The organism is Azospirillum sp. A29 (assembly GCF_042604625.1).
GTDB classification, from domain to species: domain Bacteria; phylum Pseudomonadota; class Alphaproteobacteria; order Azospirillales; family Azospirillaceae; genus Azospirillum; species Azospirillum palustre.
Genome location: NZ_CP170466.1, coordinates 489,525 through 505,411, shown reverse-complemented (window position 1 = coordinate 505,411; position 15,887 = coordinate 489,525). Strand labels below are relative to the sequence as shown.

18 protein-coding genes are annotated in these 15,887 nt (G+C 67.8%); 11 read left to right on the top strand and 7 right to left on the bottom strand.

The features are described from left to right. The first annotated feature begins 48 nt into the window (after nt 1-48). From pgsA to moaE, 6 genes are all read left to right on the top strand, one after another. The gene (gene pgsA, locus ABNQ38_RS17210) at nt 49-651 is read left to right on the top strand and encodes a CDP-diacylglycerol--glycerol-3-phosphate 3-phosphatidyltransferase (protein WP_109049932.1); all 603 of its coding nucleotides are present in this window, start codon (nt 49-51) and stop codon (nt 649-651) included. An 11-nt stretch (nt 652-662) separates the two neighbouring features. Further along, entirely contained in the window at nt 663-1,163 is a 501-nt protein-coding gene (gene mobB / locus ABNQ38_RS17205) for a molybdopterin-guanine dinucleotide biosynthesis protein B (RefSeq protein WP_109049931.1), read from the top strand. A 30-nt stretch (nt 1,164-1,193) separates the two neighbouring features. Then, nucleotides 1,194-1,865 (top strand): HAD hydrolase-like protein, encoded by a 672-nt coding sequence (locus tag ABNQ38_RS17200; RefSeq protein ID WP_377809452.1) that lies wholly within the window; start codon nt 1,194-1,196, stop codon nt 1,863-1,865. A gap of 70 nt (nt 1,866-1,935) precedes the next feature. Continuing rightward, nucleotides 1,936-3,201, top strand: a complete 1,266-nt coding sequence (gene glp / locus ABNQ38_RS17195) for a gephyrin-like molybdotransferase Glp (RefSeq protein ID WP_377809451.1) — start codon at nt 1,936-1,938, stop codon at nt 3,199-3,201. A gap of 10 nt (nt 3,202-3,211) precedes the next feature. Further along, nucleotides 3,212-3,463: a molybdopterin converting factor subunit 1 gene (gene moaD, locus ABNQ38_RS17190; protein ID WP_377809450.1), complete on the top strand. Its 252-nt coding sequence runs from the start codon at nt 3,212-3,214 to the stop codon at nt 3,461-3,463. Nucleotides 3,464-3,467: 4 nt separating this feature from the next. Then, on the top strand, nt 3,468-3,920 hold the full coding sequence (gene moaE, locus ABNQ38_RS17185) for a molybdopterin synthase catalytic subunit MoaE (protein WP_377809449.1): 453 nt from the start codon (nt 3,468-3,470) through the stop codon (nt 3,918-3,920). Between the two features lie 24 nt (nt 3,921-3,944). Here the strand turns inward: moaE and ABNQ38_RS17180 are convergent, their stop codons facing one another. Further along, nucleotides 3,945-4,535 (bottom strand): YqgE/AlgH family protein, encoded by a 591-nt coding sequence (locus ABNQ38_RS17180; RefSeq protein WP_109049926.1) that lies wholly within the window; start codon nt 4,533-4,535, stop codon nt 3,945-3,947. Nucleotides 4,536-4,729: 194 nt separating this feature from the next. Between ABNQ38_RS17180 and ABNQ38_RS17175 the strand changes: the two genes are divergently transcribed. The 3 genes from ABNQ38_RS17175 (at nt 4,730) to ABNQ38_RS17165 (ending at nt 7,914) form a co-directional block, all read left to right on the top strand. Then, nucleotides 4,730-6,817, top strand: coding sequence for a protein-disulfide reductase DsbD family protein (locus ABNQ38_RS17175; protein WP_377809448.1), 2,088 nt, complete (start codon nt 4,730-4,732; stop codon nt 6,815-6,817). 88 nt (nt 6,818-6,905) lie between these two features. Then, nucleotides 6,906-7,259 carry a zinc ribbon domain-containing protein YjdM gene (locus ABNQ38_RS17170; protein WP_377810091.1) on the top strand — a complete coding sequence of 118 codons (354 nt, stop codon included), beginning with the start codon at nt 6,906-6,908 and terminating at the stop codon, nt 7,257-7,259. Nucleotides 7,260-7,431: 172 nt separating this feature from the next. Next, complete coding sequence (locus ABNQ38_RS17165; protein ID WP_109049924.1) at nt 7,432-7,914, top strand: peroxiredoxin; 483 nt, start codon at nt 7,432-7,434, stop codon at nt 7,912-7,914. 49 nt (nt 7,915-7,963) lie between these two features. Here the strand turns inward: ABNQ38_RS17165 and rnhA are convergent, their stop codons facing one another. From rnhA to cysQ, 4 genes are read right to left on the bottom strand one after another with little or no spacing between them, the layout of a single operon-like run. Further along, on the bottom strand, nt 7,964-8,440 hold the full coding sequence (rnhA, locus tag ABNQ38_RS17160; protein ID WP_377809447.1) for a ribonuclease HI: 477 nt from the start codon (nt 8,438-8,440) through the stop codon (nt 7,964-7,966). A 4-nt stretch (nt 8,441-8,444) separates the two neighbouring features. Then, the gene (locus ABNQ38_RS17155; protein ID WP_377809446.1) at nt 8,445-9,428 is read right to left on the bottom strand and encodes a homoserine kinase; all 984 of its coding nucleotides are present in this window, start codon (nt 9,426-9,428) and stop codon (nt 8,445-8,447) included. 13 nt (nt 9,429-9,441) lie between these two features. Next, nucleotides 9,442-10,275 (bottom strand): ferritin-like domain-containing protein, encoded by an 834-nt coding sequence (locus ABNQ38_RS17150; RefSeq protein ID WP_377809445.1) that lies wholly within the window; start codon nt 10,273-10,275, stop codon nt 9,442-9,444. Then, entirely contained in the window at nt 10,272-11,048 is a 777-nt protein-coding gene (gene cysQ / locus ABNQ38_RS17145; RefSeq protein WP_377809444.1) for a 3'(2'),5'-bisphosphate nucleotidase CysQ, read from the bottom strand. Before cysQ ends, ABNQ38_RS17150 begins: the two co-directional genes overlap by 4 nt. Nucleotides 11,049-11,138: 90 nt before the next feature. On the opposite strand from cysQ, the gene ABNQ38_RS17140 reads away from it, so the two are divergent. Then, nucleotides 11,139-11,699: a GNAT family N-acetyltransferase gene (locus ABNQ38_RS17140; protein ID WP_377809443.1), complete on the top strand. Its 561-nt coding sequence runs from the start codon at nt 11,139-11,141 to the stop codon at nt 11,697-11,699. 3 nt (nt 11,700-11,702) lie between these two features. On the opposite strand, the gene ABNQ38_RS17135 is transcribed toward ABNQ38_RS17140, so the two are convergent. Both ABNQ38_RS17135 and ABNQ38_RS17130 read right to left on the bottom strand, forming a co-directional pair. After that, the gene (locus ABNQ38_RS17135; RefSeq protein WP_377809442.1) at nt 11,703-12,401 is read right to left on the bottom strand and encodes an EAL domain-containing protein; all 699 of its coding nucleotides are present in this window, start codon (nt 12,399-12,401) and stop codon (nt 11,703-11,705) included. Between the two features lie 204 nt (nt 12,402-12,605). After that, nucleotides 12,606-14,951: a xanthine dehydrogenase family protein molybdopterin-binding subunit gene (locus tag ABNQ38_RS17130; protein ID WP_377809441.1), complete on the bottom strand. Its 2,346-nt coding sequence runs from the start codon at nt 14,949-14,951 to the stop codon at nt 12,606-12,608. A 200-nt stretch (nt 14,952-15,151) separates the two neighbouring features. Between ABNQ38_RS17130 and ABNQ38_RS17125 the strand changes: the two genes are divergently transcribed. Beyond that, on the top strand, nt 15,152-15,886 hold the full coding sequence (locus tag ABNQ38_RS17125) for an SOS response-associated peptidase (protein WP_377809440.1): 735 nt from the start codon (nt 15,152-15,154) through the stop codon (nt 15,884-15,886). Nucleotide 15,887 lies beyond the last annotated feature (1 nt).

Below are 15,887 nucleotides of genomic sequence, written 5' to 3'. Positions count from 1 at the left end.
TCACGGGCGCCGTGCGGCGACATCCTCCAGCGGTTCGAGTTCTCCGTCATGCTGACCAGCCTGCCCAACCTGCTGACCCTGTCGCGCATCGCGGTGATCCCGGTGGTGGTCGGGCTGTTCTATGTGCCGGAGGCGTGGGCCGCCTATACCGCCTGCTCGCTCTATGCGGCCGCCTGCATCACCGACTGGTTCGACGGCTATCTGGCGCGCGCCTGGGCGCAGGAAAGCGTGATCGGCAAGTTCCTGGACCCCATCGCCGACAAGCTGCTGGTGGCGGCGACGCTGATCATGCTGGCGGGCTTCCACCGGCTGACCGGCCTGTCGATCCTGCCGGCGGTGGTGATCCTGCTGCGTGAGGTTCTGGTGTCGGGCCTGCGCGAGTATCTGGCCGGCCTCCATGTCGGCGTGCCGGTGACCTGGCTGGCGAAATGGAAGACGACGATCCAGATGATCGCGCTGGGTTTCCTGATCGTCGGCGATTATGGTCCGGCCGAACTGCCGGTGACCTTCATCGGTACGGTCGGCCTGTGGATCGCCGCGGCGCTGACCTTCTACACCGGGTGGGATTACATGCGCGCCGGCTTGACCCACATGATGGCGGAGCAGCCGGCCAAGCCCGGTGCCGCCCGTTCGGCCCGAAGCGCCGGTTGAAAGTTTCCGACATGAAGATTTTCGGACTGACCGGCTGGAGCGGCAGCGGCAAGACCTCGCTGATGGTGCGGCTGATTCCGGCGCTGACGGCGCGTGGCCTGCGGGTCTCGACGGTCAAGCATGCGCACAAGGGCTTCGACATCGACCATCCCGGCAAGGACAGCCACAACCACCGCATGGCCGGCGCCACGGAGGTTCTGGTCAGCTCCCCGCGCCGTTGGGCGTTGATGCACGAACTGCGCGACGCGGAACCGGAACTGACGTTGGACCAGCTGATCGGCAAGATCGCTCCGGTCGATCTGCTGCTGATCGAGGGCTTCAAGCGCGACCGGCACGAGAAGATCGAAGTCTGGCGGGCCGATGTGGACAAGGCGTTGATCGCACCGGACGATCCCACCATCGTCGCGGTGGCGAGCGACAGCGCGGTGCCGGGATGCCCGGTTCCGGTGCTGGACCTGAACGACGCGGATGCGGTTGCTGCCTTCATCGTTGCGCGCTGCGGGTTGGGGTAAGGCCGAGCCTTCACGCGGTCGGACGGTAGTATGGACGGCGCTTCCTCCTCCACCCAGCGGGTGCCCGACCGTGGTGACCATCGGCTCGCCATCTTCGACTTCGACGGGACGCTGGCCGACTCCTTTCCCTGGTTCGTCGGCGTTCTGAACGGTGTTGCCGACCGCTATTGCTTCAACCGTGTGCAGGCCGACGAGGTCGAACTGCTTCGCGGCTATGACGCGCGGCAGATCATGCGGCACCTGCGGGTGCCCAACTGGAAGCTCCCCTTCATCGCCAACCACATGCGCCGGCTGATGGCGAGCGACATCGACGGCATCCGCCTGTTCGACGGCGTGCCCGACATGCTGCGGGCGCTGACCGAGCGGGGGGTGACGGTCGCCGTCGTCAGTTCCAACTCTGTCGAGAATATCCGCCGTATCCTGGGGTCGGAGGCGGCGGGGCTGGTCGCTCATTACGGCTGCGGCTCCTCGCTGTTCGGCAAGGCGGCGAAGTTCCGCAGGATGCTGCGCATCACCGGCGTTCCAGCAGCGCATGCCATCGGGATCGGGGATGAACTGCGCGACATCGAGGCGGCGCGAAAGGTGGGCATGGCCTGTGCCGCGGTCGGCTGGGGCTACACGCGCGGCGATGCGCTGGCGGCGCGGCATCCGGATCGGCTGCTGACCCGGGTGGATGAGATTCCCGGCCTGTTCGGCGGCTGAATGCCACGTCCCGGAAAGCGCGCCTTTTCCCTCTTCGCACCCGATGCCGCAACGGACTAGAGTGGCGGCCATGGTGCAACTCGACAATGACTGCTTCGCCTTCGGCGGACCGATGATGGCGCTGGAGCCGGCGCTGGCGCTGCTGGCCGGACGGGTCGGGCCGGTGACGGCGACCGAAGCCGTGCCGCTGTCCGATGCGCTGGGGCGGGTTCTGGCTGCCGATCTGGTGGCGCCCTTCAATGTGCCGCCGCACGACAACGCCGCTGTGGACGGCTATGCCGTGTTTTTCGACGACCTCGATGCCGATGCCCCCACCACTCTGCCAGTGACGGCGCGGGTGGCTGCCGGGCAATGGCTCGGTCGGCCGGCGGCGCGGGGAGAAGCGGTGCGGATTTTCACCGGCGCGCCAATGCCCTCCTGCATGGACACCGTCTTCATGCAGGAGGATTGCCGCACTGCCGGGACCGGACGCGATGCCACGGTCACCCTGCCGCCCGGCATTCGCCGTGGCGTGAACCGGCGGCTGGCGGGAGAGGATGTGCGCAAGGGCTCGGTCGTGCTTACGGCTGGGCGCCGCCTGCGGCCGGAGGACATCGCGCTCGCCGCCTCTCTCGGCCATGCGGTGCTGGACGTGCGCTGCCGTCTCCGGGTGGCTGTGTTTTCCACCGGCGATGAACTGCGGCAGCCGGGGCAGGCGCTGGAGCCGGGCGCCGTCTATGATGCCAACCGCTTTGCCCTGATCGCGCTGCTGATCCGGCTGGGCTGCGCCGTTACCGACCTCGGCATTCTGCCTGACCGGTTCGAGGCCATCCGCGACGCTCTCGCCGAGGCTGCGGCCGGTCATGATGCGCTCATCACCTCCGGCGGCATGTCCACCGGCGAGGAGGACCACGTCAAGCCGGCGGTCGAGGCGAATGGGCGGCTCGATTTCTGGCGGCTGGCGATCAAGCCGGGACGGCCGGTGGCGCTGGGGCGGGTGCGCGATGCCGTGTTCGTCGGCTTGCCCGGCAATCCGGTTGCCGTGGTGGTGACCTTCCTGCGCATCGCCCGGCCGATCCTGCTGACGCTGATGGGGGCATCCGCTGAGACGCCGAAGCCGATCCCGGTGCGCGCGGGCTTCGCCCACAAGAAGAAGCCCGGCCGGCGCGAGTTCCTGCGCGGGTCGCTGGTGTCGGGCACCAATGGCGCGCTTGAGGCGACCAAATACCCGCGCGACGGGGCCGGCGTGTTGTCGTCGCTGGTGGAGTCCGAGGGCTTGATCGAGTTGCCCGAGGATCTGGCGCGGGTCGAGCCCGGCATGACCGTCGATTTCCTGCCTTTCAAAGAATTCCTGTAGAGGTCGCGTGATGAAGATTCTCTATTTCGCCTGGCTGCGCAGCAAGATCGGCGTGCCGATCGAGACGGTAGACCTGCCGGCGGAGGTCGCCACAGCCGGCGATCTCGTCGAATGGCTGAAGACCCGCAGCCCCCGCCATGCCGAAGCCCTGGCCAACAGCAAGGTGGTCAAGGTGGCGGTGAACCAGGAACATGTGCCCTACGACCACCCGATCTCGCCGACCGACGAGGTGGCGCTGTTCCCGCCGGTGACGGGGGGCTGACGGCATGGCGATCCGCGTCCAGGCCGGGGATTTCGATGTCGGCGCCGAATATGCCGCCTTCACCGCCGGCCGCACCAGCGTCGGCGGGGTGGCGATGTTCGTCGGGCTGGTGCGCGACATCGCCGGCGGTGCTTCCGTCAACGCCATGACGCTGGAGCATTACCCCGGCATGACCGAGAAGCAGCTTGAGGCGATCGAGGAGGAAGCACGCCGCCGCTGGCCGCTGGACGACGTGCTGGTGATCCACCGCCATGGCCGGCTGGAGCCGGGCGACCGCATCGTGATGGTCGCCACCGCGTCGGCCCACCGGGACGCCGCCTTCGAGTCCTGCCGCTTCCTGATGGACTGGCTGAAGACCAAGGCGCCCTTCTGGAAGCTGGAAGCCACGCCGGAGGGCGAGCGCTGGGTCGAGGCCAAGGACAGCGACGACGCAGCGGCGGCACGGTGGGCGAAATAAAGCCTCAGGGGAGGCAGGGCGCGCTCAGGCGTGCCCGGCTTCGCCCGACAGCATGGAGACGCTGACACCCAGCTTGCCGATGGCGCGTTCCCACTTGGCATCCAGGTCGGTATCGAACAGCAGCTTCTCGTCGCAGGGCACGTTCAGCCAGCCATTGGCCTGGAACTCGGCGTCGAGCTGCCCCGGACCCCAGCCGGCATAGCCGAGCAGCAGCAGGTTGCGGCGCGGGCCGCGGTCTTCGGAGATGGCGCGCAGGATGTCGATGGTGGCGGTCAGGGCCACGTCGTCATTCACCACCAGCGTGCCGTCGCGGACATAGTCGGTCGAATGAAGGACGAAGCCGCGGCCCGACTCGACGGGGCCGCCGTAATGCACCGGCAGGTTGTTGACCGGCTGCGAGATGTCCATGTCTAGCTGTTCCAGCAGATCCTCGAACGTGATCGACCCGAACAGCCGGTTGACCACCAGCCCCATTGCGCCGTCTTCATTGTGGGCGCAGACATAGATGACCGTACGCTGGAAACGCGGGTCCTCCATTCCGGGCATGGCGATCAGCAGCTGGCCGGTCAGCGTTTCCGTGGTCTTGGACTCCGGAGACTTGGTCAGGCGCGGCATGGGCGATTATCCTTGTCGTCGGTCCGGTGCGGGAAACCGCGTCCGTCCCTACGTGCGGTTGTGGTTGGCGCTCTGGCGACGCTTTCACCGGAGTGTGACAGCACCGGCCGAGCTTTGTCACCATTATATGGGCTATCATATAGGGTGTCGGGGACGCGGATGCGCCCCTTCCAGGGAAGAGAACAGTGCGCGCGATGAAAAGACATGCCCTCGCCCTCCTGCTGAGTCTGGCCGCGCTGGCCGGTGGCGGCGCCCCCGTTTTTGCGCAGGATGCGGTCGGGGCCTGGACCAAGGCGGGACCGGTGGAGGCGCGGCTGGTGTCGGCGGTGCGCGGCACCGGCGATCTGGCTGCGCTGCCCTTGGGATTGGAACTGCGGCTGGAATCGGGGTGGAAGACCTATTGGCGCTCCCCCGGCGATGCCGGATTCGCGCCGCGCCTGAACTGGAGCCGCTCCGCCAATCTGGGGGAGGCGACACTGTCCTATCCGGCGCCGCACCGCTTCTCGGTTCTGGGATTCGAAACGGCGGGCTATGACACGGCGGTTCTCTTCCCGATCCAGGGCAAGCCGGCGACGCCCGGCAAGCCGGTCGATCTGGCGCTGACCGCCGAACTACTGGTCTGCTCGGAAATCTGCGTGCCGCAGACGCTGGAGCTTGCGCTTGCCCTTCCGGCCGGGCCGGCCGGACCCAGCGATGCCGCCAACGACGTGGCGCGCGCGCAGGCGCTGGTGCCGAAGGGACCGAACGGTCTGCTGCGCGTCGACTCCGTTCAGGGCAAAGGATCCGCTCTCGAAGTCGAGGCGACCGCCGCCGATGGCTTCGTTTCCCCCGATCTGTTCGTGGAGACGGACCCGCCGCTGACCTTCTCCGCCCCCAAGACGGTCTTTTCCGACAATGACCGCCATGTCCGTCTGACCCTGACGGTGACCGATCCGCCGCAGGGCCTCGATCTCGCCGGGCGCGCGATGACGCTGACCCTGGTCGATGGCGACAAGGCGGTCGAAGCACCGGCAACCGCGTCGGCCGGCGGCGCCGCGTCGGTGCCCGGCGGTGTCGGGCTGCTGGCGATGCTGGGGGTGGCCCTGCTGGGCGGCCTGATCCTGAACCTGATGCCCTGCGTGCTGCCGGTGCTGTCGCTGAAGCTGATGTCGGTGGTCAAGCATGGCGGGCAGGCGCCTGCCGCGGTGCGCGCCGGCTTCCTGGCGAGTGCCGCCGGTATCCTGACCTCGTTCCTGTTGATGGCCTCGGTGCTGGTCGGGGTCAAGGCGGCGGGTGGGGCGGTCGGCTGGGGCATCCAGTTCCAGCAGCCGCTGTTCCTGGTCTTCATGGTCGTGCTGGTCACGCTGTTCTCTGCCAACCTGTGGGGCCTGTTCGAGGTGCCGTTGCCACGCGCCCTGGCCGACCGGCTGGGCGGCGACGGGCTGGCCGGGCCGTTCGCCACCGGCATGTTCGCGACCCTGCTGGCGACCCCCTGTTCCGCACCCTTCCTGGGCACGGCGGTGGGATTCGCCCTGTCGAAGGGGCCGGTGGAGATCTACGCGATCTTCGCGACTCTGGGCGTCGGCTTGGCTCTGCCCTATCTGGCGGTCGCGGCATGGCCGCGGGTGGCGGGCTGGCTGCCGCGTCCGGGGCGCTGGATGGCGACGCTTAAGACGGTGCTGGGGTTCGCGATGATGCTGACGGCGCTCTGGCTGCTGTCGGTGCTGACCGCGCAGATCGGCGAGGTGGCCGCGGCCACGGTCGGGCTGATGATGGCGGGGCTGGTGCTGGCGCTGTGGGTCGGGCGGAGCGCGCGGGGGACCGCGCGGACCGCCGGGCCGGCGTTGGCGGGCGTGCTGGCGGTCGCCGCTTTCGCCATGCCGGCGGCGGTCGGTCCGTCGGCCGGGGCGGCGCCGGTGCTTGCCGAGTCCAAGGCGCGCTGGGTGCCCTTTGCCGAAGCGACCATCCGCGAACATGTCGCTGCCGGACGCACGGTGTTCGTCGACGTGACCGCCGACTGGTGCATCACCTGCCAGGCCAACAAGAAGCTGGTGCTGAATCGCGGCGAGGTCGCCCAGCGGATGGACGATCCGACCGTCGTGGCAATGCGCGCCGATTGGACCCGCCCGGACGCGGCGATCGCGAAGTTCCTGTCCGACCATGGCCGCTACGGCATTCCCTTCAACATCGTCTACGGCCCCGGCGCACCGGACGGCCTAGCATTGCCCGAATTGCTGAGCGAGGGCGCGGTGCTGGAGGTATTGAGCAAGGCGGCGGGTAAGCCAGCAGGCAAGGGGGTCTAGCAGGGTCCGGAAAAGGCCTATGGTTGTTGCGGCTATTCTGCGGTAACAGGGCGGCTTCGGGAGAGCCTCCCGCGCCAAGAGGACGATGATGGACGATCAGATCAACTGCCCGCAGTGCAGCTCCGAAAACGCCTACAATGACGGCAGCCTGTGGAACTGCCCCGACTGCGGGCATGAGTGGAACCCCGACACGGCCGCCGCGGCCGTGGATGCCGAAGCCGGGCAGGGCGTGCGCGATGCCAACGGCAACGCGTTGACCGACGGCGATAGCGTCACCGTCATCAAGGACCTGAAGGTCAAGGGATCATCGCTTGTGGTCAAGGGCGGGACCAAGGTGAAGAGCATCCGTCTGGTGGACGGGGCCGACGGCCACAACATCGCCTGCAAGATCGACGGCATCGGCGCGATGAATCTGAAGTCGGAGTTCGTGAAGAAGGCGTGACCCTGGCTGTCGGTCCTAACTGGATTGGGGAGCCAACCACGCCTTGCGGCCATTCTCCGCGGGGGATAGAAGGGATGCAGGGCCGGGCTCCGCAAACGGGAGGCCGGCCGGACCCGAAAACGGGCCGAACCCAAAATCGGGCCAAGCCGAAAAACCGGAAGGGTTAGAGACGATGAGCATCCAGGTTGGCGATACCATCCCGTCCGTCACGCTGAAGTGGCTGACCGACAACGGCATGCAGGAAGTCACCACGGACGAGCTGTTCAAGGGCAAGAAGGTCGTCCTGTTCTCCGTTCCCGGCGCCTTTACCCCGACCTGCTCCGCCAAGCACCTGCCGGGCTTCGTCCAGCAGGCCGACGCGCTGAAGGCCAAGGGCGTGGACAGCATCATCTGCCTCGCCGTCAACGATCCGTTTGTGATGCGCGCCTGGGGTGACAAGGGCAGCGTCGGCGACAAGGTCAAGATGCTGCCGGACGGCAACGCCACCTTCACCACCGCTCTCGGCCTGACCATGGACGGCTCGGCCCACGGCCTGGGCACCCGCGGCCAGCGCTTCGCCCTGGTGGCCGAGGACGGCAAGGTCACCCATGTCGCCGTCGAGGCCCCCGGCAAGTTCGAAGTGTCGTCGGCCGAAGCGGTGCTGGAAAAGGTCTGATCGCGCAAGCGCCCTCTCTCCGGGAGTTTCCGGGGAGAGGGCGCTTGGGTCAGCTCCGTGCCCGCACGTCGGCCACGCCGCGACGCGCCAGTTCGTCGGCGCGTTCGTTTTCGGGGTGGCCGGCGTGGCCGCGGACCCAGTGGAACTCGATCTCGTGCTGCCGCTTTGCCTCTTCCAGGCGCTGCCACAGATCGACGTTCTTCACCGGCTTCCTGTCGGCGGTCATCCAGCCCTTGGCCTTCCAGCCATGGATCCACTTGGTGATGCCGTTCTTCACATATTCGCTGTCGGTGAAGAGACGGACGGTCACCGGCTTCTTGAGGGCCTCCAGCGCCATGATGGCCGCCATCAGCTCCATGCGGTTGTTGGTGGTCGCCGGCTCGCCGCCGTAAAGCTCCTTCTCCACCTCGCCATAGCGCAGGATGGCGCCCCAGCCGCCGGGGCCGGGATTGCCGCTGCAGGCGCCGTCGGTGAAGATGTCGACGGTCTTGCCGCCGGCTTCGGGCGAGGTGGTGCTGTCCGTCATGCCGTCAGGTCCTGCCCGCGTCCGAGTCGTCGAGGAAATAGTCGCCCAGACCGCGGACCGACTGGTGGAAGCGCAGCTTGCGCAGATATTCGATTGGGTCCTTCGGCCGCACGAAGGCGCCCGGCGGATGGTTCAGCCAGTCATAGAGACGGGTCAGCAGGAAACGCACGGCGCTGCCGCGGCAGAGCCAGGGCAGGGCGTCCAGTTCCTCGCGGGACAGCGGCCGGACCTTGCGGTAGTTGGACAGCAGCAGCCGGGCCTTGGTGGCATTGAACGAGCCGTCGATCTCGAAGCACCAGGCGTTGATGCAGATCGCCACGTCATAGACGAGGAAGTCGTTGCAGGCGAAATAGAAGTCGATCAGGCCGGACAGGCTGTCGCCGCGGAAGAAGACATTGTCCGGGAACAGGTCGGCGTGGATGACGCCCGAAGGCAGGCCGACCGGCCAGTTGGCCTCCAGCGCCGCCAGTTCCGCTTCCAGGGTCGCGCGAAGGCCGGGGACGACCTCGTCGGCCCGCTCGGCCGACTTGGCGAACAGGTCCTTCCAGCCGGGCAGGGCCAGCGCGTTCGGCCGCTCCATGCGGAAATCGCCGACCGCCAGATGCAGACGCGCCAGCGCCTCGCCCAGCTGGGCGCAATGCTGCGGCGTGATCCGGCGCGGCCACATGCCGGCCAGGAAGGTGACGATCACTGCCGGGCGGCCGCACAGCTCGCGCAGAGCCACGCCGTCGCGCGCCGCCACCGGCAGCGGGCAGGCGATGCCCTTGTCCGCCAGATGCTCCATCAGGCCGAGGAAGAAGGGCAAATCCTCTTTCCGCGTGCGCTTTTCATAGAGCGTCAGGATGTAGGGTCCGCTCTCGGTCACTAGCAGGAAGTTGGAATTCTCCACCCCCTCCGCGATGCCCTTGCACGACAGCACCGCGCCCAGATCGTACTGGGCGGCGAAGGTGCTGAGATCCTCGTCGGTGACTTCGGTGTATACGGCCATGATGTGCAGCGCCTTACCGGGTTTCCGGCTTGCGGTCAATTTCGGGAGTGATCGGCTCGTAATATTCCGGGCCGAAGCCGGCCAGCTGGCGGCTGGCGGTGTTGAACGGGCGCTTCAGCCCGCCACGGAAATGGCGGCCGACCAGCTCCTGCCACAAGGCGACCGGCTCCGTCCCGCGGTCGGCGCAGAGATGGACGAACCAACGACGGCCGGCGGCGACGTGGCCGATCTCCTCGTCATGGATGGTCTGGAGCAGGTCGGCGCTCTCCGTGTCGCCGAAATCGCGCAGGCGGCGCACGGTCTCCGGCGTCACGTCCAGTCCCCGCGCCTCCAGCACCATCGGCACCACCGCCAGCCGGGCGGCGAGGTCGTGGGCGGTCTCAGTCGCCGCCTGCCACAGCCCGTCATGGGCCGGCAGGTGGCCATAGGAGGCCCCCAGCGCGTTCAGCCGGGTTTCCAGCATCTGGAAATGCCGCGCCTCGTCGTCGGCCACCTGGATCCAGTCGTCGGTAAAGCCCTTCGGCAGGCCGAGAGGCGCGAATCGGGCGACGATGTCCCAGGCGAGATCGATGGCGTTCAGTTCGATGTGCGCCAGCGCATGCAGCAGAGCGATGCGGTTCTGGGCACTGCCGCCGCGCCCGCGCTTGGGCATGTCGCGAGGCAGCTTCAACTCCGGCCGGTCGGGACGGGCAGGGCGGTCGGGCGGCGGTGCCGGCACGTCGGGCGACAGCAGATTGTCGCGCCATGCGGCGGCGTGAAGGCGGGTCAGGCGCACTTTCTCCAGCGGCGCCGCGGTGGTCAGCACCGCGGTCGCCGCTTCACCCAGGCACGATACGGACACCGTCATTTCCAGCCGTAGGCGACGAAGTTCGGATTCAGGATGTCGTCCTTGCCATAGACCAGGGGCGAGCCGTCCGGCTGTTCCACCCGGCCACCGGCGCCGATCAGCACGGCGTGGCCGGCGGCGGTGTCCCACTCGCTGGTCGGTCCAAAGCGCGGGTAGAGATCGGCCTTGCCGCTCGCCACCGTGCAGAACTTCAGCGAGCTGCCGCAGGACACCCGTTCCTTCACCGCATAGTTGCCGAGGAACTCGTCCAGAACCGACCCGCTGCCGTGGGACCGGCTGGCGACGACGGTCAGCCCGTCGGCCGGCGGGTTGCGGACGGAGATCGCGTGGTCGTGGCGGCCTTCCGCGCAATGGACGGCGGTGCCGGGGCCGGCCGCGGCATACAGGTCGCCGGTGGCGGGAGCATAGACGACGCCCAGCACCGGGGCGCCATTCTCGATCAGGGCGATGTTCACGGTGAACTCGCCGTTGCGGGAGATGAACTCCTTGGTGCCGTCGAGCGGATCGACCAGCCAGAACCTGCCGCCGGAAATGTCCGGCTTGTGGCCGGCGGCCATCGCCTCTTCCGCGACAACCGGGACGCCGGGCAACAGGTGGTGCAGCGCCGGAACGATCACCGCCTCCGCCGCATGGTCGGCCTGCGTGACAGGGCTGCCGTCGACCTTGGTGGCGACGTCGATGCCGTCGTTGTAGAAGCGCAGGATGACCTGACCGGCCTCGTGAGCGATGGTGCGGACCGTCGGCAGCAGGCGCGCCACAGCGGCATCGGGCATGGGGTGAACTCCCTATGGTATGAAGAGTCAGCATACCGTGCCCGATGGCGGGCCGGAAGCTCTTGAACGGGTGTGGAACGGAGAAGGCGGATGACGGCCGGATTGCAGTCGGACGGTGAGCGGGGAGAGCGCCGCGGCGCATCGGCCCTATGGCGTGCTATGACCGCGGCCGATCTGGATCGGATTCTCGCCATCGCGGACATCGTGCATCCGGCCTATCCCGAGGAGCGCAGCGTGTTCGAGGAACGGCTGGCGCTCTACCCCGCCGGCTGCCGTGTGGCCGAACGCGACGGCGAGGCCATCGGCTACGGCGTCATGCATCCCGGCAGGCTCGGTGTGCCGCCGCCGCTCGATTCTCCGCTGGGCGGTCTGCCGACGGATGCGGACTGCCTGTATCTTCATGACATCGCGCTGCTGCCGGAGTCGCGCGGCACCGGGCTGGGGGCGGCGGTGCTGGATTATGCGCACGGGCTGGCGGAGCGGGAGGGCTGGCGATGGCTGGCGCTGACCTCCACGCCGGGCGCACGGAGCTATTGGGACCGGGTCGGCTTCACACCCTATGCCGAGGGTGGGCCGGCGCTGGAGGCCAAGCTGGCCAGCTATGGCGGGGGGATGAGCTATATGACGGCGCTGGTTCTGGTGCAGGAGTGAAGCTCAGGCGGCCAGCATCGCCATTTCCGGATCGGTCACCACGGCCTGGAAGGCCGGCTTGGCGAACAGGTAGCCCTGCATCAGGGTGACGCCCAGATCGCGCAGGGCCTTGGCCTCGTCGGCGGTCTCGATGCCCTCGGCGATGGGCGTGATGGCGAGATCCTCGCACACCGACAGGATGGCCTTGACGATGCTGCGCCGGGCCCGCTCGGTGTCGATGTTGCGGGTCAGCTCCATGTCCAGCTTGATGATGTCGGGCTGGAACTCGGCCAGCAGGTTCAGCCCGGAATAGCCGGAGCCGAAATCGTCGATGGCGGTCAGGAAGCCCTGGCGCTTGTATTCGTTGAAGATGCTCTTCAGGTGGTCGTGGTCCACCACCCGCTCGTTCTCCGTCACCTCGAAGATAATGCGGTCGGTGGGGAAGCCGGTGCGGCGGGCGGCGGCCAGCGTGGCGCGGATGCAGGCTTCTGCCTTGTAGACGGCGTTCGGCAGGAAATTGATCGACAGGCGGGCGCCGTTCAACGGCAGGCTCGATGCCAGCTCGATGGCCTTGATGCGGCAGGACTGGTCGAAGGCGTAGCGGGTGGCATCGGTCACCTGTCCCAGGACCCAGCCTGCGCCCTGACCTTCAAGACCGCGCACCAGCGCCTCATGCGCCCAGACACCGCCATTGGCGACGTCGACGATGGGTTGGAACGCCATCGTGAAATCCAGATCGAGACGGTCAGCACATTGTCCGCCACACCCGCCGTCGCCAAACGCCATCGCCCTACCCCTGTCAGTCAATAGATTGCCACCTTCAGGTAAGGAACAATGCCATGGATTTCATCCGACGGAGGTGTGGCAAGTACCGCACCTTTCGACTAGGACTTTCCCTAAGCATTCCGGTAAGGCTCGCTAAACAGCCTACTCCGCAGCCATCCGGGTTTTGGCGCGGCGGATTGCCGCCCACACCGTTTCCGGCGTCGCCGGCATGTCGATGTGGGCGATGCCGAGGTCGGACAGCGCATCGACCACCGCGTTGATGATGGCCGGCGGCGCGCCGATGGCCCCGGCCTCGCCGGCGCCCTTCATGCCCAGCATGTTGGTAGTGCTGGGCACGCTGTTCAGCTTCACCTCGATCGGCGGCATGTCGACCGCCCGCGGCATCTGGTAGTCCATGAAGGAGCCGGACAGAAGCTGCCCGCTGTCGGGATCGAACACCACGCGCTCCTGCAATGCCTGACCCAGCCCCTGGGCGACGCCGCCATGGATTTGGCCGATCACCAGCATCGGGTTGATGACCGTGCCGAAATCGTCGACGACGCTGTAGCGCAGAACCTCGACGATGCCGGTGGCGGGATCGACCTCCACCTCCGCGATGTGGCAGCCGTTGGGGAAGGTGCTCGCCGGCGGGGTCCAGCGCGCCATCTCGGAGAAGGCGATGCCGCTGTGCCCATTGCCATCGCCCTCGGCAGCCTTGGCCGCCACCTCCTTCAGAGAGACCGAGCGGTCGGTGCCGACGATGGTGAAGCGGCCGTCGGCGAACTCCACATCGACCTCCGCGGTTTCCAGCAGGTCTGCGGCTACTGTAGTAGCCGCCTTCACCACCTTGGCCGCCCCCTCCGCCAGCGCCGAGCCGCCGACCGGGACCGAGCGGGAACCGCCGGTACCGGACCCCCAGCTGACGCGGTCGGTGTCGCCCTGCACCACCTCCACATCCTCCGGCGGGACGCCGAGCCGGTCGGCGAGGATCTGCTTGTAGGCGGTTTCATGGCCCTGGCCGTTGGTCTGGGTGCCGATCATCAGCACCACCTTGCCGTCGCCGTTGACCTGGACGGTCGCCTGCTCCGGCCCGCCGCCCGAGCACGCCTCGATATAGGTGGACAGGCCGGCGCCGCGCAGCTTACCGCGGGCCTTCGCCTCCGCCTTGCGGGCGGGCAGGCCGGCCATGTCGGCGAGGATCAGGCCGTCCTCTAGATTCCGGATGAATTCGCCGGTGTCGTAGACCTGCCCCATCGGCGTCGCATAGGGCATGGCGCTGGCCGGGATGAAGTTGCGCCGCCGGATCTCCGCCGGACCGAGGCCGGTGACGCGGCCGGCATGGTCGATCAGCCGCTCCAGCAGATAGGCCGCTTCCGGCCGCCCGGCGCCGCGATAGGCGTCCACCGGCTGGGTGTTGGTGAAGACGCCTTTCACCCGGACATAGACGGCAGGCGTCTTGTAGGAGCCGACAAGCATCGCCGAGCCGGCATCGGTCGGAATGAAGGGGCCGTAGTTGGACAGGTAGGCGCCGAGGTTGGCGACGGTATCGACCCGCAGGCCCAGAAAATGCCCGTCGGCATCGACCGCGAGGCGCGCCTTGCTGACATGATCGCGGCCATGGTCGTCGCTGATGAAGCCCTCAATCCGGTCGGCCGCCCATTTCACCGCGCGGTTCAGACGACGGGCAGCGAACAGGCAGGCGACATATTCAGGGTAGTTGAACAGCTTCATGCCGAATCCGCCGCCGACATCGGTGGTCAGCACGCGGATGCGCGAGTCCGGTTCATTCAGGATCTTGGCGAACTGCTTCTGCAGGCCATGCACGCCCTGGCTGGTGACGTAGATCAGCAGCCGGCCGGGCGCGCCGTCCGCGCCGGATTCGACGCCGGCCACACAGGCGCGGCCCTCCATCGGATTGGCGACGACGCGGTTGTTGATCAGTTCCAGCTCGATCACGCGGTGAGCGCCTGCCAGTGCGGCCTCTACCGCCGCCTCGTCGCCGGTGTCCCAGTCGAAGCAGAGGTTGTTTGGCGCCTCGTCCCACACCAGCGGCCGGCCGGGCTCCAGCGCCTCCAGCGTGCCGGTGACAGACTGGCGGTCCTCGTAATCGACCATCACCAGTTCGGCCGCCTCGCGCGCGGCCTCCAGCGTTTCCGCCACCACCATGGCGACCGGGTCGCCGACATGGCGGGCGAAGCCGCGGGCCAGCGCCGGTCGCGGCGTCTCCACATAGTTCGAGCCGTCGCGCTGCTTCAGCGCCGCCTGGCAGGGGATCATGCCGATCTTCTCGGCGTCGAAATCGGCGACGGTGTAGACCGCCAGCACGCCGGGCTGCGCCAGCGCTTCCGACGCATCGACCGCGCCGATGGCGGCGAAGGCATGGGGCGAGCGGACGAAGGCCGCATAGGCCTGTCCGGGAAGAGACACGTCGTCGGTATAGCGGCCGCCGCCGGTCAACAACCGGGCGTCTTCGGTGCGCGGAACCGCCTGTCCGATGCCGAACTTCATGGGTGAACTCCCGCCTTCCGGTGCGATGCGATTGATCTGCCCCGCGAAGATAGGCCGGCTTGAGCGCCAGGGAAACCCCGGCTGCCGGTATGGGTGACGGTTGTCCGCTGCAAGGATTGTCGGTGGCACGTAGCGATGCCAGGGAATGCGGCTGGTGCCCGGAACCTTCTGGCCCCATATTCCAGGGCATGTGTGGACGAATGCTTCTCACCACCCCGGTCAGCGAGGTCCAGCGACTGTTCGGCGTTCCCGAACGGCTGAACCTGATGCCGCGGTGGAATATCGCCCCGACCCAGGACATTCCCGTCATCCGGCGGGAGGAGGACGGCCGCCATCTGGCGATGGTCCGCTGGGGGCTGGTGCCTCCCTGGGCCGACGATGCCGCCATCGGCGGCCGTATGATCAACGCGCGCGGCGAATCGGTGGCCGACAAGCCGGCCTTCCGTGACGCCTTCCGCAAGCGTCGCTGCCTGGTCCCGCTGGACGGTTTTTATGAATGGACCAGCGTGGGGGAGGGGGCGAAGCCGCGCAAGCAGGGCCACGTCATCCGCCGCCGTGACCGCGGCCTGTTCGCGCTCGCCGGTCTGTGGGAGCGCTGGCGCGGTCCGAAGGGCGCCGCTCCGCTCGATCCGCCGCTGGAGACCGCGACGGTGGTGACGACGGCCACCAATGCCACGCTGTCATTCCTGCACGACCGGATGCCGGTGGTGCTCGATCCCGCCGATTGGGATGCTTGGCTGGACCCGGCCACCCCGCTGCCGGTGCTGGAGGGGCTGATCCGCTCCGCACCGGAGGAGTGGCTGGACGTTGTGCCAGTGGGGCCGAAGGTCAACAGCGTCCGCAATGACGACTGCTCCTGCCTGGACCCGCCGCAGGAAACCGTGCCGACGAAAGCGAAGGACAAGCGGGGCGATGATCAGCCGAGCCTGTTCTAAG

What these genes read in the sequence shown, in the direction of transcription:
- pgsA (WP_109049932.1), top strand. Translation starts at nt 49, where the DNA reads ATGCTGACCAGCCTGCCCAACCTGCTGACCCTGTCGCGCATCGCGGTG.
- mobB (WP_109049931.1), top strand. Translation starts at nt 663, where the DNA reads ATGAAGATTTTCGGACTGACCGGCTGGAGCGGCAGCGGCAAGACCTCG.
- ABNQ38_RS17200 (WP_377809452.1), top strand. Translation starts at nt 1,194, where the DNA reads ATGGACGGCGCTTCCTCCTCCACCCAGCGGGTGCCCGACCGTGGTGAC.
- glp (WP_377809451.1), top strand. Translation starts at nt 1,936, where the DNA reads ATGGTGCAACTCGACAATGACTGCTTCGCCTTCGGCGGACCGATGATG.
- moaD (WP_377809450.1), top strand. Translation starts at nt 3,212, where the DNA reads ATGAAGATTCTCTATTTCGCCTGGCTGCGCAGCAAGATCGGCGTGCCG.
- moaE (WP_377809449.1), top strand. Translation starts at nt 3,468, where the DNA reads ATGGCGATCCGCGTCCAGGCCGGGGATTTCGATGTCGGCGCCGAATAT.
- ABNQ38_RS17180 (WP_109049926.1), bottom strand. Translation starts at nt 4,535, where the DNA reads ATGCCGCGCCTGACCAAGTCTCCGGAGTCCAAGACCACGGAAACGCTG.
- ABNQ38_RS17175 (WP_377809448.1), top strand. Translation starts at nt 4,730, where the DNA reads ATGAAAAGACATGCCCTCGCCCTCCTGCTGAGTCTGGCCGCGCTGGCC.
- ABNQ38_RS17170 (WP_377810091.1), top strand. Translation starts at nt 6,906, where the DNA reads ATGGACGATCAGATCAACTGCCCGCAGTGCAGCTCCGAAAACGCCTAC.
- ABNQ38_RS17165 (WP_109049924.1), top strand. Translation starts at nt 7,432, where the DNA reads ATGAGCATCCAGGTTGGCGATACCATCCCGTCCGTCACGCTGAAGTGG.
- rnhA (WP_377809447.1), bottom strand. Translation starts at nt 8,440, where the DNA reads ATGACGGACAGCACCACCTCGCCCGAAGCCGGCGGCAAGACCGTCGAC.
- ABNQ38_RS17155 (WP_377809446.1), bottom strand. Translation starts at nt 9,428, where the DNA reads ATGGCCGTATACACCGAAGTCACCGACGAGGATCTCAGCACCTTCGCC.
- ABNQ38_RS17150 (WP_377809445.1), bottom strand. Translation starts at nt 10,275, where the DNA reads ATGACGGTGTCCGTATCGTGCCTGGGTGAAGCGGCGACCGCGGTGCTG.
- cysQ (WP_377809444.1), bottom strand. Translation starts at nt 11,048, where the DNA reads ATGCCCGATGCCGCTGTGGCGCGCCTGCTGCCGACGGTCCGCACCATC.
- ABNQ38_RS17140 (WP_377809443.1), top strand. Translation starts at nt 11,139, where the DNA reads ATGACGGCCGGATTGCAGTCGGACGGTGAGCGGGGAGAGCGCCGCGGC.
- ABNQ38_RS17135 (WP_377809442.1), bottom strand. Translation starts at nt 12,401, where the DNA reads ATGGCGTTCCAACCCATCGTCGACGTCGCCAATGGCGGTGTCTGGGCG.
- ABNQ38_RS17130 (WP_377809441.1), bottom strand. Translation starts at nt 14,951, where the DNA reads ATGAAGTTCGGCATCGGACAGGCGGTTCCGCGCACCGAAGACGCCCGG.
- ABNQ38_RS17125 (WP_377809440.1), top strand. Translation starts at nt 15,152, where the DNA reads ATGCTTCTCACCACCCCGGTCAGCGAGGTCCAGCGACTGTTCGGCGTT.